The sequence below is a fragment of the Stenotrophomonas sp. KH_029 genome (assembly GCF_057839765.1).
In genome coordinates, this window is the sequence record NZ_CM174498.1 from 3,851,699 (window position 1) to 3,866,500 (window position 14,802).

At 69.7% G+C, this 14,802-nt stretch carries 14 protein-coding genes; 4 read left to right on the forward strand and 10 right to left on the reverse strand.

The features are described from left to right. Positions 1-74: 74 nt before the first annotated feature. From AC3ITM_RS17310 to AC3ITM_RS17320, 3 genes are read right to left on the reverse strand one after another with little or no spacing between them, the layout of a single operon-like run. Positions 75-824 carry a serine aminopeptidase domain-containing protein gene (locus AC3ITM_RS17310; RefSeq protein ID WP_489266790.1) on the reverse strand — a complete coding sequence of 250 codons (750 nt, stop codon included), beginning with the start codon at positions 822-824 and terminating at the stop codon, positions 75-77. Further along, positions 821-1,192, reverse strand: a complete 372-nt coding sequence (locus AC3ITM_RS17315; RefSeq protein ID WP_228885946.1) for a hypothetical protein — start codon at positions 1,190-1,192, stop codon at positions 821-823. Before AC3ITM_RS17315 ends, AC3ITM_RS17310 begins: the two co-directional genes overlap by 4 nt. After that, positions 1,189-2,145, reverse strand: coding sequence for a hypothetical protein (locus tag AC3ITM_RS17320; RefSeq protein WP_489266791.1), 957 nt, complete (start codon positions 2,143-2,145; stop codon positions 1,189-1,191). Before AC3ITM_RS17320 ends, AC3ITM_RS17315 begins: the two co-directional genes overlap by 4 nt. Positions 2,146-2,320: 175 nt before the next feature. Here AC3ITM_RS17320 and prmA point away from each other — a divergent pair, with 175 nt between their 5' ends. The 3 genes from prmA (at position 2,321) to fis (ending at position 4,482) form a co-directional block, all read left to right on the forward strand. Continuing rightward, a complete protein-coding gene (gene prmA / locus AC3ITM_RS17325) occupies positions 2,321-3,241 on the forward strand; it encodes a 50S ribosomal protein L11 methyltransferase (RefSeq protein ID WP_489266792.1) in 921 nt (306 codons plus the stop codon). A 30-nt stretch (positions 3,242-3,271) separates the two neighbouring features. Beyond that, positions 3,272-4,093, forward strand: a complete 822-nt coding sequence (locus tag AC3ITM_RS17330) for a DUF3426 domain-containing protein (RefSeq protein ID WP_489266793.1) — start codon at positions 3,272-3,274, stop codon at positions 4,091-4,093. 113 nt (positions 4,094-4,206) lie between these two features. Next, entirely contained in the window at positions 4,207-4,482 is a 276-nt protein-coding gene (fis, locus tag AC3ITM_RS17335; RefSeq protein ID WP_123730002.1) for a DNA-binding transcriptional regulator Fis, read from the forward strand. Positions 4,483-4,631: 149 nt separating this feature from the next. Here fis and AC3ITM_RS17340 read toward each other — a convergent pair whose 3' ends face one another. The 7 genes from AC3ITM_RS17340 to AC3ITM_RS17370 form a co-directional block, all read right to left on the reverse strand. Beyond that, positions 4,632-5,621, reverse strand: coding sequence for a phosphatidate cytidylyltransferase (locus tag AC3ITM_RS17340; RefSeq protein WP_228885942.1), 990 nt, complete (start codon positions 5,619-5,621; stop codon positions 4,632-4,634). Then, positions 5,618-6,250 (reverse strand): lysophospholipid acyltransferase family protein, encoded by a 633-nt coding sequence (locus AC3ITM_RS17345; RefSeq protein WP_228885941.1) that lies wholly within the window; start codon positions 6,248-6,250, stop codon positions 5,618-5,620. The genes AC3ITM_RS17340 and AC3ITM_RS17345 overlap by 4 nt, the downstream gene beginning before the upstream one ends. 36 nt (positions 6,251-6,286) lie before the next feature. Then, positions 6,287-6,712 (reverse strand): hypothetical protein, encoded by a 426-nt coding sequence (locus AC3ITM_RS17350; RefSeq protein ID WP_489266795.1) that lies wholly within the window; start codon positions 6,710-6,712, stop codon positions 6,287-6,289. Beyond that, positions 6,709-8,040: a phosphatase PAP2/dual specificity phosphatase family protein gene (locus tag AC3ITM_RS17355; protein WP_489266797.1), complete on the reverse strand. Its 1,332-nt coding sequence runs from the start codon at positions 8,038-8,040 to the stop codon at positions 6,709-6,711. The genes AC3ITM_RS17350 and AC3ITM_RS17355 overlap by 4 nt, the downstream gene beginning before the upstream one ends. Next, positions 8,033-9,790, reverse strand: coding sequence for a bifunctional alpha/beta hydrolase/class I SAM-dependent methyltransferase (locus AC3ITM_RS17360; RefSeq protein ID WP_489266798.1), 1,758 nt, complete (start codon positions 9,788-9,790; stop codon positions 8,033-8,035). Before AC3ITM_RS17360 ends, AC3ITM_RS17355 begins: the two co-directional genes overlap by 8 nt. Positions 9,791-9,828: 38 nt before the next feature. Further along, positions 9,829-10,434, reverse strand: a complete 606-nt coding sequence (locus AC3ITM_RS17365) for a CDP-alcohol phosphatidyltransferase family protein (protein ID WP_489266800.1) — start codon at positions 10,432-10,434, stop codon at positions 9,829-9,831. 74 nt (positions 10,435-10,508) lie between these two features. Then, positions 10,509-13,019: a tetratricopeptide repeat protein gene (locus AC3ITM_RS17370; protein ID WP_489266801.1), complete on the reverse strand. Its 2,511-nt coding sequence runs from the start codon at positions 13,017-13,019 to the stop codon at positions 10,509-10,511. 191 nt (positions 13,020-13,210) lie between these two features. On the opposite strand from AC3ITM_RS17370, the gene purH reads away from it, so the two are divergent. After that, entirely contained in the window at positions 13,211-14,794 is a 1,584-nt protein-coding gene (gene purH / locus AC3ITM_RS17375; RefSeq protein WP_489266803.1) for a bifunctional phosphoribosylaminoimidazolecarboxamide formyltransferase/IMP cyclohydrolase, read from the forward strand. The last annotated feature ends 8 nt before the right edge of the window (positions 14,795-14,802 follow it).

The following is a 14,802-nucleotide window of genomic DNA, read 5'->3' on the forward strand; positions in this document are numbered from 1 at the left end:
GTTTCTTCATGCCTCCGTCTACGCGATGCATTCCGTGGAGGTCGCAAGCGCCAGCGCCGATCACTTGGATCAACTCATTGCGGGGACGGCATCGCGCAGACCTTATGCACGAACCCGGCAATCACCGTCGCAGCCGCCTCCGGGCGGGCCTGCAGCATCAGGTGCGGGCCGTCCAGCGTGGTGCTGGCCTGGGCCGGCAGCAACGCCGACAGGTGGCGCTGGCAGCGCGCCGGCAGCAGGCGGTCGTGCGCGGCATGCAGGCACAGCGTCGGCAGTGCCAGTGCGCGCGCCTGTGCGGCGACATCCACACCGAGCGCGGCCATCGCGCGCCTGCGCAGTACATCGGCATCGACGCTGGCCAGTGCGGCTCCCAGCGCGGTGCGCAGCGCCGGGCTGCTCCAACGCCCGAGCAGCAGCCACGACAGGGCCGGCATCGGCAGCATCCGTACCGGCGCCACATGCAGCAGCGCCTGCAGGCGCCGCCACATCCGCCAGGGCGAGCGCGCAAAGGTGGTGGAAAGGATCAGGCCGCGCAGGCGCGGTGGCGGCGTGGCGGCGATCGCCATGGCCAACGGCCCCGAGAACGACTCGCCCAGCAGCAGGTAGTCGGTGTCGGTCGGCAGCGCCTGTTGCACGAAGCCGGCCAATCCACCGTAGTCCAGTGCGCGGTCCAGCGGATAGGCGATCACCGTGACCGCCACGCCATGCCGCCGCATCGCCGCGCTGAAGGCGGCGTGCTGGCTGCCGGTGGCATCCAGCCCCGGCAGCAGCACCAGCGGCAGCAGGCGCGCGGCCGGCGGGGCCGCCGTGGCATCGCGCGTCAACGCGCGACGTCGGCGGCCGTCACCTGGGAATGCTTGACCGGCTCGGCGCCCAGCGGCGAAGTCGGGTCCATGATCACCATGGTTTCGGTCGAGCCATCCGGCCACACCACCTGGAAGGTGCTGCCGGCCGGCAGCGAGGCGAACGGCATGCCGCTTTGCGCGCGATACACCGCAGCGACCTGGCTGGCCCCGGCACGGCGCACGTCGGCACCGGCCTTCACCGAGGTCAACTGCACCTTGGACAGGCTGCGGTAACGATCCTCATAGGTATCGATCATCACCAGGCCGACCGCGCCGGCCGAGTACGCCACAAACAACGCCACCCAGAACCAGAATTTGGCGCCATGCAGGATTCGACGGTAGTTCATCGCCTTTTCCTCTGCTTGATCAGTTGTTCCACCAACGCTTTCATCTTCCCCGCACCTTGCCGCGATACCGCGGCGTCATACACGAATGTGCCAAAGTCCTGCCCACCATCGAGCGAACAGATCCCTCCGTTCGCGCAGAAATTGTTCATCAGTACGCTGTCCGGCCCGCAGGCCATGCCCAGCTCGCACGCCGCCAGGCGCCAGGCCAGTTCGCTGAATTGATCGCCGGCCACCAGTCCGTCGAACGCACGGTCGCCGCTGGCGCGGGTGCCCATGCCGGTGGACAAGGCCATGTACGCTTCGGGGTCGCGCGAATCCAGCACGCGCTCGACCAGGCCGCGGCGATAGCCGGGGCTGTCCTGCAGCGGCTGGCCCTCGGCGAACAGCGAGGCCTCGGCGGCCAGGTTGCCGGCCCGGGCCGCCTGCCGGCGCTGGGTCAGGATCAGCTCGCGGCCCAGGTGGTCGCTGCTGACGAACCCCGAACAGCGCCGCGCCACCCGCTCGCGCGCGGCCACCATCGGCACCGATGCGCTCATGCCCATGCCGGCCAGCAGTGCGTTGTCCAACGGGTAGCCGCCAGGGTCCATTGCATATACCGCGCAGTAGTCGTAGACCCGGCTGGCCATCCACGCCGCTTCGGCATTGCCGTTGGCCGCCTGCAGTTGCAGGCGCTGGGCATAGGCGAACAGATCGGTGTCGCCTTCGATGTCGGCGCGGATGTCCAGCGCCAGCCCGGAGGGCACCTGGTTGCCCCGTTCGCTGCCGAGCAGTTGCCGCGCCAGCTGCCGGGCCTGTTGCGGCGCGCCGGTACTCATGACCCCCTGCACCGGCTCTGCCTCCACGGCAACCGGCGCCTCCTGGCGCACCGTGCCACCGGCGCGGTAGCCCACCGCCCCCAGCAAAGCCAGGGCCGGCACCACCAGCAGCCAGGTTTTGAGGGGCACAAACGGCATGCGCGGGGCCGGAAGCTGCCCGGGCGGGCAGCGGAACGCCAAGTCTAGCAATGCCTTGGCGCGCTGTCTGGGCGCCGCGCCGTACCGCGTCTCGCCGCGCCGGGAGACGCGCCTCCCGGCAGGACGCCACCGCAATGGTCTAGCATGCACGGTTTTCCGCAGGACTCTCCCCGCCATGCCGTTCCTGGAACTCACCCTCCATTGCACCGAAACCACCCAGCCCCGCTACGAGAATGCGCTGGACGACGTCGGCGCGCTGGCGGTGACCCTGCTCGATGCCGACGCAGACACCAGCAACGAGCGCGCGATCCTGGAACCGGGCGTAGGCGAGACCCCGCTGTGGAACGACCTGGTGCTCACCGCCCTGTTTCCGGCCGAAACCAATGCGCTGGCGTTGCTGGCCGCCCTGGAAGCCTTCGACCCCGGCCTGGACTGGTCCAATGCCAGCTTCGGCACGGTCCAGGATGAAGACTGGGAACGCGCCTGGCTGGACCAGTTCCAGCCGATGGCATTCGGCGAGCGCACCTGGATCGTGCCGTGGAACCATGCGCTGCCCGAGGCCGCGCAGGCCGCCGATGCCGCCGTGATCCGGCTCGACCCGGGCCTGGCGTTCGGCTCGGGCACCCACCCCACCACGGCGCTGTGCCTGCGCTGGCTGGACGGCCTGGGCGCCGACGGCGTGCTGGCCGGGCAGACCGTGCTCGACTTCGGCTGCGGCTCGGGCATCCTCGCGCTGGCCGCGCTGAAGCTGGGCGCCGGCCATGCGGTCGGCGTGGACAACGACCCGCAGGCGGTGATCGCCACCGGCGACAACGCCGAACGCAACGGGCTGCAGGACCGGGTGCAGGTCTACCTGCCCGAGAACGAACCGGCGGCGACCTATCCGGTGGTGGTGGCCAATATCCTGGCCTCGGCGCTGGACGCGCTGGCCGAGGTGCTGGCCGCACGCGTGGCAGCAGGTGGCCGCATCGCCCTGTCGGGCATCCTGCACGGGCAGGAAGGCGAACTGCTGGAACGCTACGCGGCGTGGTTCGAGCACTTGGAGGTGGCACAGGACGGCGACTGGATGCGCATCACCGGCATCCGTCGTGCTTGAATAGGTCGTCCCCCGCCCGGTCCTGACGTGATGTCCGAGCCCAAGCCTCCAACACGCCGTCCATTGGCCACGTTCCTGCGTGCCAGCAGCGATGCCGCGCCCACCGCCGATCCAGCGGTGCCCGACGCGATGGCCGGGCTGCCCCTTGCGCAGCAGGAGGTGGACGACCACGACCGGGTGTCGGTGTTCGACCCGCCGCCAGGCGAACATGGCGACGAGCACGGTGAAACCATCGCGTTCACCACCACCGAGCCATCGTCGCCGGCGCCCTGCAACGACGATGACGCCATGCCGGCAGGCAGTACGCGCAGCGCCGACCGCGACGATACGCTGCGTGCCGCCGGCACCGCGCCCAGTTTCCTGCGCCTGCCCGGCGCGCGCCTGCGTACCCCGCGCTGGCAATGGGGCCTGGTGGCCGGCCTGGTCGCGCTGCTGCTGTTGCAGATCGCCGTGGCCGACCGCGCGCGGCTGGCCGCCGATGCCGGCAGCCGGCCGTGGATCGCCGGCCTGTGCGGCGTATTGCGCTGCAGCCTGCCGGCCTGGCATGAACCGGCTGCCTTCAGCATGATCAGCCGCGATGTGCGTCCGGTGCCCGGCCAGGCCGGGGCACTGCAGGTGCAGGCCAGCTTCCGCAACGATGCGCGCTGGGCCCAGCCATGGCCGTCGCTGCGGCTGTCGTTGTCCGATGCCGACGGCCGCGTGATCGGCACCGGCATGTTCGCGCCCCAGCACTATCTGGACCCAGCGGTGAAGGCTGAAAGCGTGCTGGAACCGGGCCAGAGCGCGCAGATCGCCTTCCGTGTACGCGAGCCGGCCGCCTCCACCGTCGCATTCACCTTCGAATTCCTGTAACCGGCTTTCCTGCCGCCCAGCGTGGCGGGTTGCCGGCGCACGCGCTAGACTGACCTCCACCATTTTTCCGCCAGGGGCTGTCGTCCGCCCCGGCATCTGCACCGGGAATCTCCTTGAACGCTGTCCTTTCTCGTCCTGACAATAGTCGTGGCGCGCCCAAGCCACCGCTGCGCGAACATGTGGCCCAATCGGTCCGGCGTTATCTGCGAGACCTGGATGGATGCGACGCCGACGATGTCTACGAGATCGTCCTGCGTGAAATGGAAATCCCGTTGTTCGTGGAAGTGCTCAACCACTGCGAGGGCAACCAGAGCCGCGCCGCGGCGATGCTGGGCATCCACCGCGCCACCCTGCGCAAGAAGCTGAAGGAATACGGCATCACCACCTGATGCCGCGCATCGACCAACGGTCGATGCCTACCGCGATCACGCACCCCCCAACGATGCCGCGGTTGCCGGCGTCGCATCCACCGACGATCAATGCCCGCCCTGCCGCACCTGCAGCCGGTGCCGACCGTGGGTCGGCACGCCGCCGGACATCACGCGCTCCAGAAATAGCGCACCAGGTGGAAGAACACCGGTGCGGCGAAACACACCGAGTCCAACCGGTCGAGCATGCCGCCATGGCCCTCGATCATGTGGCCCCAGTCCTTGATGCCGCGGTCGCGCTTGATCGCCGACATCACCAGGCCGCCCCAGAACCCCATCAGGTTGACCACCAGCGACATCCCGAACGCCTGCCAGGGCGTGAACGGGGTCAACCACCACAGCGCCGCACCCAGCGCGCTGGCCGACAGCACCCCGCCGATGAAGCCTTCCACGGTCTTGGATGGCGACAGCTTTGGTGCGATCAGGCGTTTGCCGATCAGCTTGCCCCAGATGTACTGCAGCACGTCCGAGGACTGCACCACGATCACCAGGAAGGCGAACAGCAGCAGGTTGCGCGCCGGCTCCACCCCGGCCAGTTTCAGGTTCAGCAGCGCCGGCACGTGCGAAATGCAGAACACGCAGATCATCAACCCCCACTGCACCTTGGACGTGCGCTCCAGGTAGTCGGTGGTATCGCCACCGATGGTGGCCAGGATCGGCAGGAACAGGAACGCATACACCGGGATCAGCAGCGCGTACATGCCGTACCAGTCGGTCCACACCAGCCAGTACTGCCACGGCAGCACCACGTAGAACGCGGCCAGCAGCGCGTAGTAGTCGCCGGCGCGGGTGGGCGTGAGGGTGATGAACTCGCGCAGCGCGAACAGCGACACCACCGCAAACAGCAGCACCACTCCGGTGCGCCCGAAGAAGAACGCCAGCGCCACCACCGCGGCCATCACCCACCACGCGCGGATCCGCGACACCAGGTTGGCCAGCACCGTGCTCGGCGCATGCCGCGCGCGCCAGCGCAGGGTTTCGGCGATCAGCGTGGCCACTACCAGCACCGCTGCGATGCCGGCAAACAGCAGCCGGGTCTGCGCATGGGTGGACAGCTGCGCCACCTGGCTGGCCAACGCGGAAAACAGCAGCGGCATCATGCGCGCTGCCTGCGCGGCTGCGGGTCCAGGGCCAAAAGCGACATCCGGGCACGCTCCAGGAAGCGGTCCTTGTCTTCATCGGCCTTCAGCCGCAGCGGCTCGCCGAAGGTGGTGGTGCACAGCAGCGGCAAGGGCAGCCAGCGGCCCTTGGGCATCACCCGCTTGAGGTTGTCGATCCACACCGGCACGAACTCCAGCTCCGGGCGCTGCCGGGCCAGGTGGTAGATGCCGCTCTTGAACGGCAGCACGCCCTCATCGGTATTGCGGGTGCCCTCCGGAAACAGGATCAGCGAATTGCCCTCGTCCACCGCCCGGCACAGGCAGGCGATCGGATCGTCATGCCGTTTGGCCGGGTCGCGCTCGATCAGCACGCCGTTGAATACCGCGTGGATCAGGTAGCGGCGCAGGCCGTCGCGCTGCCAGTAATCGGCCGCGGCCACCGGCCGCACCTGGCGGCGCAGGCTGTTGGGCAGCGCCGACCAGATCAGCACGAAATCGCCGTGGCTGGCATGGTTGCCGTAGTACACACGGTGCTCGCTGGACGGCGCGCAGCCCTGCCACAGGGCGCGCGCGCCGGTCAGCGCGCGGATGGCGCCACTGCAACCGCGCGCGATCAGGTCAGCAAACATGCCGGAGGCTCCTGCCGGAAGGAATCGTGCCGCTACTCATGCCAGGCTCCGCAACAGCAACGCGGCCAGCAAGGCCAGCGCCTGCAGCGCCAGCCACAGGCACTGCCCGCGCAGCAGCGCGCGCATGCCCTGCCAGCGCGCGTCCCAGCCGCGCGTCGGTTCCGGGGCGCGGCGCAATCCCAGCACGTGCAGGGCGGCATCCAGCTGCGCCGGCGCGGCCTGCGGGTCGGCGTCGTCCAGCGCCTGCAGCAAGTGCCGGTCCAGGCCGATGCGCACCGCGTAATAGGCCTGCACCAACCCGGCCAGCAACGACAACGCAGCAGCGGCCACCACCCTCCCCGCTGGCGGCGCCAGTACCACCAGCAACAGCGCGGCGGCGGCCAGCAACCACGACACCTGCGCCGGCAACCGCGCCTGCGCCAGCACGGCCGCCATCACCCGCAGCTGCAGCACCGGGGTCATGCGCGCACCGGGGCCAGGCCCTGCGCTGCGCCCAGCTGCACGGCCTGGTCGATCGCCTGCCGGTGCCGTTCGTGCAGCACGATCCAGGGGCAATCCAGGCCAAGCAGGCGGACCGCGGCCTCGGCGCTGTCGGCGTGCCCGCTGCGGCACAACCAGGTGGCCACCGCCGCGGCGCTGCGCGAATACCCCAGGGCGCAGCACACCAGTACCTCGCCGCGGCGCTGCCCATGCGCGATCGCCTCGGCGGCACGGTGCAGTGCTTCGGGCGAGGGCGTGGCCAGGTCCAGCATCGGTACGCTGCGGTAATGGCGCGCGCTGGCATGGAACGGCAGTTCGGCACACACATCCACCACAGTGGGCATCGGCAACGCCGCGCCTGCCGACGGCATCCGCCCCAGCCAGACGCCATCGATCACCCGGTGCGGACCCGGCGCACGCCGTGTCCACCAGCGCGAGTTCAACCACGCCGCCGACAGGTACGGGGCCAGCAACCAGCGCGCCGCCATGCTGTGACGCCCGTTCTCCTGCTTCTGGAAGACCGCCGTGCCCAGCCCGGCATAGGCCAGCGCCACCAGCAGCAGCGACAGCGCCGGCCAGCCCAGCCACAACGCCCAGCCACCGATGCTCAGCGCCAATCCGGTGCACAGCGCGCTGCCCAGCGCGTACACCGCCGCCAGGCCCCAGCGCGCCGGCTCCTGCGCGGTGCGCCAGTGGCGCAACGGCGAGCGGTCGTGTGCCGGCCACAGCCACACGCACAGCCAGCCCACCGCCACGCCGGTGGGCACGTCGACGAAATGGTGCTGCCAGGTGGTCAGCACCGAAATGCCGATCAGGGCGAACCACACGTGCAGCGCGGTGCGCCACCAGCCCCGCAGGTGCTGTTCAAAGCGCACCCACAGCACCACCAGCAGCACGATGTGCAGCGACGGGGCCTGGTTGAACGGCTTGTCGAAGCCCAGCAGCACATCGAACAGCCAGCCGAACACCCCGGCCGTTTCCGGGCGTTCCAGGCTGAAGCGCAGCGGCCACAGCAGGAAGCACCCCACCGCCAGCAGCTGCGCGGTGAACAGGCGCCGGGCATGCATGTCCAGTTCGGCGCGCCGGGTGCAGATGAAGAACGAGGCCACGTAGAACAGGTCGATCGACCAGTACGGCACGATCGTCCAGGGCTGGAACGGTATCCTGGCCTCCCAGTCGAACACGATACTGGGCACGTACGGCAGCCGCCCGGCCAGGGTATTGGCCAGGCCGTAGCTGAGGAAGAAGAACGGCCCCAGCAGCGCCAGCCACAGCAGCGCACGCCGCCACGGACGCGCGTCCTCAGTCATGGCCCACCCGGCGCGCCAGCGATACGGTGAAGATGCCGAAGCGGTCGATGCGCTGGGTGACCTTCTCGAACCCGGCCAGGCGCACCAGTTCGTCCATCTCCTGCTGGGTACGCCGGCGCATCACCCAGGCCGCGCCTTCGCGGTGGCTGGTCAGCGCGCGCGCGATGAACTCCAGCTGCGGGTGCCAGGGCTGGCCGGTGTAGACCAGGTAGCCGCCTTCGCGCATCGCCGCGGCAATGCCCTGCAGCGAGCGCGCCACCGCATCGTTGTCGGCGAACAGCTCGTACAGGCCCGACACCGTGGATAGGGTGGGCGCCACCGGCAATGCGGCCAACGAAGCCGCGTCGAAGGCATCGCCCTGCTCGAAGGTGGCGATGTCGTCGGCGCCGAAGGCGCTGATCAGCTTGCGGCCGTCGACCACGTTGCGCTCACTGAAATCGCGCAGGGTAATCGCCGCTGCACGGTGCTCGCCCTGGGCCAGCGCATCGAGCACGTAGCGACCATGCCCGGCGGCCACGTCCAGCACCCGCACCGGGCGGCCTTCGCCGCGCAGGTGCAGCGCGGCCAACTGCAGCAGTTCGCGCACATGGGTACGGCGGATGCGGATGCCGCGCCAGCCGATCGCATCCAGGTAATTGCGGTCGATCATCCGCCCCAGCGGGCCACGCCCACGGGCCTGGTCGCGGTAGATGTAGTCCAGCGTGCTGCCCGAGTCGAAGCCGCTCTCCAGGCCCAGCGCGATGCCGTCGGACAGCTTCCCGCCAACGCGCAGGCCGGCGCGGGTGAAGCGCCAGTACAGGTCCTGCAGGCTGTTGCGCTGCGGCGGCCAGGCCAGGATTTCCGCTTCGTCGAAGCTGAGCCCGTGCCGGTGCGCCTGGCGCAGGCTGGGCCGTACCAGGGGCGCGGCGAAGCGCTCGCCGATGAAGCGCCGGATCGCCGCGATCGCCGGGGCGCGGTCGCGCTCGCCGAGGGTGTCGTGGAAGAAGCCGGGCAGCAGGTGGCGCTCCTTGATCGGCGAAGACAGACCCTCGTAGAACCGGTCCTGCGGTGCGCGGTGCACCACAAAATCCGCACCGGACACCAGCAACTGGGTCGGCACGGTGATCGCCTGCGCATCGCCGACCACGCGCTCGGCCGCCTCGTACAGGCCCAGCAGCACCCGCACCGAAATCGGCCGGGTGATCAGCGGATCGGTGCGGTAGCTCTCCACCCGCGCCGGATCGTGGGTGAGCCATTGCGGCTTGACGTAGCTGTTGACGAAGAAATTGCCGCGCAGCTTCTGCATCAGCTTCAGGCCAGGCACCGCCAACGGCACGTACAGCTTGACCTTGAACGCCGGCGAGGCAAGCACCAGCGCGCGCAGCGGCGGGGCGTAATCGTGCACCCAGGTTGCCGCCACCACCGCGCCCACGCTCTGGGCGATGATCACGATGTCCTGTACGGCGATGCCGTGCTGCTGGCCGATCCAGGCGATGAAGCTGTCCAGGTCGCGCACCAGGGCCTCGAAGCCGGGCGCATCGCCGCGCTCGCCCGGCGACTGGCCGTTGCCGCGCGCATCCCAGGCGAACACCGCGGTATCGGGCAGGTCCAGCTCATCGACCAGATGCGCCACCCGGCCCGAGTGTTCGTGCCCGCGGTGCAGCAGCACCAGCGCGCGCGCTGGCGCATCGGCCGCGCTGGCCGGCCAGTGCCGGTAGAACAGTGGTTGGCCATCGAAACTGTGGAACTGCAGCTGTTCCTGTACGCGCATGCATCACTCCGTTGTGCATCCGACGGGATCCGGCCAGGTCAGCCGGTTTCCGCCAATCCTTGCCGGACCCGTCGCCAGCCGGTCAGCACGCACAGTGCCGCCGCCGCCCACGCAATCCAGCCCACCACCGCGCCATCGATCCAGCCCAGCGCCAGCAGTACGCCCACCACTCCCACCACAAAGGCCCGGTCGCTCTTGCCCATCGGGCCGTCATAACGCCGGCTGGCGCCCACCATCAGCCCCAGCACCCCAGCGTACTCGCAAACCGCGGCCAGCCACGTCAGCGTCCACAAGGCATTGGCATCGGCCCCGGGCACGCTGAGCAGGCTCAGGTACAAGGCCGCATCGGCGACCACATCGCACAGCTCATTGAGGTAGGCCCCCAATCGCGACTGCTGGCCGAACTCGCGCGCGAGCATGCCGTCCACGGCATTGAGGGCCATGCGCAGCAGCATCCACAGGGGCAGTGCGAGGTACAGCAGCGGGTGAGCCGGTGCCCACCACCACACGGCCGCGGCCACCAGCAGCGACACCAGCGCAGCCGCCACGGTGACGGTGTTGGCGGTGACGCCCGCGCGATACAGGCCGCGTACGCCCGGGCGCAGCAGATCCTGGAAGCGCCCCTTCAATGCATAGATCGACATGCCGTACCGTCCTCCTGACCGTGGCTAATCTACCTGCCCGCGCAGGGGCAGGGAAACGCTCGACGACCGTCTATTCACCCCGCCACCAGCAACTGCCGCCACAGCTGCAGGAAACGCTCGGAATACCAGTAGCCTTCCTTGCGCATCAGCTGTGTCGGCAATGCCTGGTCCAGCCGGTAACGGCCGGAAAAACGCTGCTCGAACTGACGCTTCAGGCGCGCCTGCTGCGCCGGATCGCTGTCCAGCATCGCGCAGGCGAGCAGTCCCAGCCAGCCGTCCACGTCGTCCGGCTCGCGGGTAAAGGCCTGGTCGAACAAGCGCTTGGCATCCTGCGGGCGGCCCAGGTCCAGCAGCATGAACCCATAGTTGCGCTGCGCGTCGATGTTGTCCGGCTGCGCCTGCAGCAGCTGTTGCATGCGCAGGGCAGCCTCGCCGGTGCGGCCCAGGTGGAACAACACATAGCCGGCGTGTTCGAGCAGGGCCGGGTCAGGCTGCGCCTGCTCCGGCTGCGCGCGTTGCAGGGCGTCCAGGCGCACCCACGCCGCCTCGAAGTCGGGCCTGGCCGCCGCCGGGTCGCCTGCCGACAGCGCGGTTGCGGCACGGTTGAACCACGGCCGGTAGTCATCGGGCGCCTCGTCGATGGCAGCCTGCAGCGCGGCACGTGCGCCGGCGGCATCGCCACTGTCGGTGAGCGCGCTGGCCAGGTTGAGATGGAGGCTCATGCGCTGCTCGCGCTGCCCGGCGGCGTCCAGGTCCGGCGCCGACTGCAGTGTCAGCGCGGTGCGGTATTCCTGCACGGCCTTGCGCGGTTGCCTGAGCTGCTGCAGGTACAGGTTGCCCAGGTTGTAGTGCGCATCCAGGCGCGCGGGCTGCAGCCGCATCGCGGCGCGGTAGGCGTCCACCGCCAGGGCATGCTGGCCACTGTCACCCAGTGCACTGCCCTGGTTGAGGCGCAGGCCATAGTTGTCGGGGAAGCGTGCCACGCCGTTGCCGGCCACCACCGCCGCCTCGCGCGTCTCGCCCAGCTGCAGCAGCATGGCCGCGTAGTTGATGAAGGCATCGGGCGACAGGTTGCCGGGCAACTTCACCAGCTGTGCGTAATGGCGCCGTGCCTTGTCGGTCTGCCCGGTGCGGCTGTAGTGGTAGGCCAGGCGCTGCTGGATGTCCAGGTTGCCCGGCTCCAACTGTGCGGCCCGCAGCAGGTCCTTCTCGGCCGCGCCATCATCGCCGAGTTCGTGCAGCACATTGGCGCGGTTGAGCAGGCCGATGGTCTTGAGCGGGGCGCGCTGGATGTAGTCGTTGAGCGTATCCAGCGCGCGCTGGTGCTGCCCCAGCCTGGCCTGCGTCACGCCCAGGTTGAGCCAGGCGGTATCCAGGCCGGGATCCAGCCGTACCGCCTGCGCGAACAGGTCCGCCGCGGCCTGCCACTGCCCTGCCCGGGTCTGCGCCTGGCCCTGGTTGAACAGCAGCTGCGCCTGGTTTTCGGCCGGCAGCGCACCGGCCTGTGCGGCCACGGCCGCGCTGTCGCCCTTGCCCAGCAGCGAGAGCCGGTTGGTCAGCACCCTCGGGTTGCCCGGCTCCTTTGCCAGCGCACGGTCATAGGCGGCCAGCGCCTGGCGCGTGCGCCCACGCCGCTCCTCGGCCACCCCGATGTTGAGCCAGGTATCGGCATCGTCCTTGCCCAGCGCCACCGCCGCCTTGAAGTCCTGCAGCGCCCCGGCCGCGTCGCCCATGTCCAACCGGGTCACGCCGCGGTTGTAGGGATACAGCGGCTCGGTCGGGTCGAGCTGCATCGCCCGGCCATCATCGGCCAGCGATTGGCTGGACCGGCCCAGCGCGTGCTGGGCCAGTGCGCGGTTGCCGTAGTAGCCGGCCACCTGCGGCGATTGCGCGATGGCCTGGTCCAGCAGTTCCACCGCACGCCGTGGCTGGCCCAGATGGTGGTAGGCCTGCGCGGCATGGAACGGAATATCGGCATGCTGCCCGGTGCCTTCGGGGTCGCTGCGGTACGCCGCCTCGTAGGCGGCATGCACCTCCAGCATCCGCGCGTTGTCGTGCTGCTGGTTGAGCAGGAACAGGTAATTGCGGAACAGGGTGCTGCTGTGCCCGCCGGCCTGCAGGGCGGCGGCATAGTCGGCCAGTGCCGCCGGCGTGTCGCCTTGCTTGGCCCGCGCGGTGCCGCGCAGCTGCAGGCTTTCAGCGTCATCCGGATCCAGCCGCAGCGCCTGCGCCGCCGCAGCCAGCACCCCGGCGTTGTCGTCGCTTGCCGCGGCGATATAGGCCTTCAGCCGGTACAGGCTGATCTGGCCAGGCGCCAACGCGATGGCCTGGTCGATCAGGCGCCGGGCCTGCGCCCAGTCCTGCGCTTCATAGGCGTCATAGGCCTGCCGCTCCAGCTCGTCGCTGCCGGATCCGGCCGCTTCGGGCGGGCCGGCGGGGCCCGGGCCCGGGGCCGGTACCAGCACTTCCACCGCCGGCACGGCGTCTGCGGCAACGGCTGCCTGCTGCGCCGCTGCCGGCCCGGTGACCCCGACCCATGCCACGATGCCGGCAAGCAGCGGCGCCTTCCATGTTGCTGTCGACACCATGCTGAACCTGCAATTCCCTGGCAGAGCGCCCAGCCTACCCCAGTGCCGCCGGCTTGCGGCGGCCCGGCGGGCGGTCGGGCGGGCTGGCCAACGGGGCCGCCAACGGCGATATCGCGCCGGCGGCGCCCGGCAGCGGGCCCCACCGCCTACAATATCGGCCCTGCTCCGCTGCCGATTGCCCTGTCCCCATGACTGCTGATCTGTTGCCCGTTCGCCGGGCCCTCCTGTCCGTCTCCGATAAAACCGGCCTGATCGACCTGGCCCGCGCCCTGGCGGCGCGCAACATCGAACTGCTGTCCACCGGCGGCACCGCCAAGGCCATCCGCGACGCCGGCCTGGCGGTCAAGGACGTGGCCGAGCTCACCGGCTTCCCCGAAATGATGGACGGCCGGGTCAAGACCCTGCACCCGCTGGTGCACGGTGGCCTGCTGGGCCGCGCCGGGCTGGATGATGCGGTGATGGCCGAACACGGCATCGGCGCGATCGACCTGCTGGTGCTGAACCTGTACCCGTTCGAGTCGGTCACCGCCAAGGCCGACTGCACGCTGGAAGACGCGGTGGAGAACATCGACATCGGCGGCCCGGCGATGCTGCGTTCGGCCGCCAAGAACTTCGCCCGCGTGGCGGTGGCCACCGACCCGGCGCAGTACGCCGAACTGCTGGCCGAACTGGAGGCCAACGACGGCAAGCTGTCGGCCGCCAGGCGCTTCGCCTTCTCGGTGGCCGCCTTCAACCGCGTGGCCCAGTACGACGCGGCGATCAGCAACTACCTGTCGGCGGTGGCCGCCAGCGACGCGGCGGTGCCGGTGCGCAGCGAGTTCCCGGCGCAGATGAATTCCAGCTTCGTGAAGGTGATGGACCTGCGCTACGGCGAAAACCCGCACCAGAGCGGCGCGTTCTACCGCGACCTGTACCCGGTGCCGGGCACGCTGGCGACCTTCCAGCAGCTGCAAGGCAAGGAGCTGAGCTACAACAACCTGGCCGACGCCGATGCCGCGTGGGAATGCGTGCGCCAGTTCGACGCGCCGGCCTGCGTGATCGTCAAGCATGCCAACCCGTGCGGCGTGGCCGTGGGCGCCGGCAACGGCGATGCCTACGAGCTGGCCTACGCCACCGACCCGACCAGCGCCTTCGGCGGCATCATCGCGTTCAACCAACCGCTGGATGCGGCCACCGCCCGGGTGATCCTGGACCGTCAGTTCGTCGAAGTGCTGATCGCGCCGGACTTCGAGCCGGCCGCGCTGGAATACGCGCAGAAGAAGGCCAACGTGCGCGTGCTGCGCATTCCGCATGGCAAGGGCCGCAACAACTACGACACCAAGCGGGTGGGCTCGGGCCTGCTGATCCAGAGCGCCGACAATCGCGGCATGGCGCGCGACGAGCTGAAGGTGGTCAGCAAGCTGGCCCCGACCGACAAGCAGTTCGCCGACCTGCTGTTCGCCTGGAAGGTGGCCAAGTTCGTCAAGTCCAACGCGATCGTCTACGCCAGGGACAACCGCACCATCGGCGTCGGCGCCGGGCAGATGAGCCGGGTCTATTCGGCGCGCATCGCCGGCATCAAGGCCGCCGATGCCAACCTGGTGGTGGAAGGTTCGGTGATGGCCTCCGATGCATTCTTCCCGTTCCGCGACGGCATCGACGCGGCCGCGGCCGCCGGCATCAAGGCGGTGATCCAGCCGGGCGGTTCGATGCGCGACAGCGAAGTGATCGCCGCCGCCGACGAGCATGGCCTGGCCATGGTGTTCACCGGCGTACGTCATTTCCGCCATTGACCCTGGAG

What these genes read in the sequence shown, in the direction of transcription:
- AC3ITM_RS17315 (WP_228885946.1), bottom strand. Translation starts at nt 1,192, where the DNA reads ATGAACTACCGTCGAATCCTGCATGGCGCCAAATTCTGGTTCTGGGTG.
- AC3ITM_RS17320 (WP_489266791.1), bottom strand. Translation starts at nt 2,145, where the DNA reads ATGCCGTTTGTGCCCCTCAAAACCTGGCTGCTGGTGGTGCCGGCCCTG.
- prmA (WP_489266792.1), top strand. Translation starts at nt 2,321, where the DNA reads ATGCCGTTCCTGGAACTCACCCTCCATTGCACCGAAACCACCCAGCCC.
- AC3ITM_RS17330 (WP_489266793.1), top strand. Translation starts at nt 3,272, where the DNA reads ATGTCCGAGCCCAAGCCTCCAACACGCCGTCCATTGGCCACGTTCCTG.
- AC3ITM_RS17340 (WP_228885942.1), bottom strand. Translation starts at nt 5,621, where the DNA reads ATGATGCCGCTGCTGTTTTCCGCGTTGGCCAGCCAGGTGGCGCAGCTG.
- AC3ITM_RS17345 (WP_228885941.1), bottom strand. Translation starts at nt 6,250, where the DNA reads ATGTTTGCTGACCTGATCGCGCGCGGTTGCAGTGGCGCCATCCGCGCG.
- AC3ITM_RS17350 (WP_489266795.1), bottom strand. Translation starts at nt 6,712, where the DNA reads ATGACCCCGGTGCTGCAGCTGCGGGTGATGGCGGCCGTGCTGGCGCAG.
- AC3ITM_RS17355 (WP_489266797.1), bottom strand. Translation starts at nt 8,040, where the DNA reads ATGACTGAGGACGCGCGTCCGTGGCGGCGTGCGCTGCTGTGGCTGGCG.
- AC3ITM_RS17360 (WP_489266798.1), bottom strand. Translation starts at nt 9,790, where the DNA reads ATGCGCGTACAGGAACAGCTGCAGTTCCACAGTTTCGATGGCCAACCA.
- AC3ITM_RS17365 (WP_489266800.1), bottom strand. Translation starts at nt 10,434, where the DNA reads ATGTCGATCTATGCATTGAAGGGGCGCTTCCAGGATCTGCTGCGCCCG.
- purH (WP_489266803.1), top strand. Translation starts at nt 13,211, where the DNA reads ATGACTGCTGATCTGTTGCCCGTTCGCCGGGCCCTCCTGTCCGTCTCC.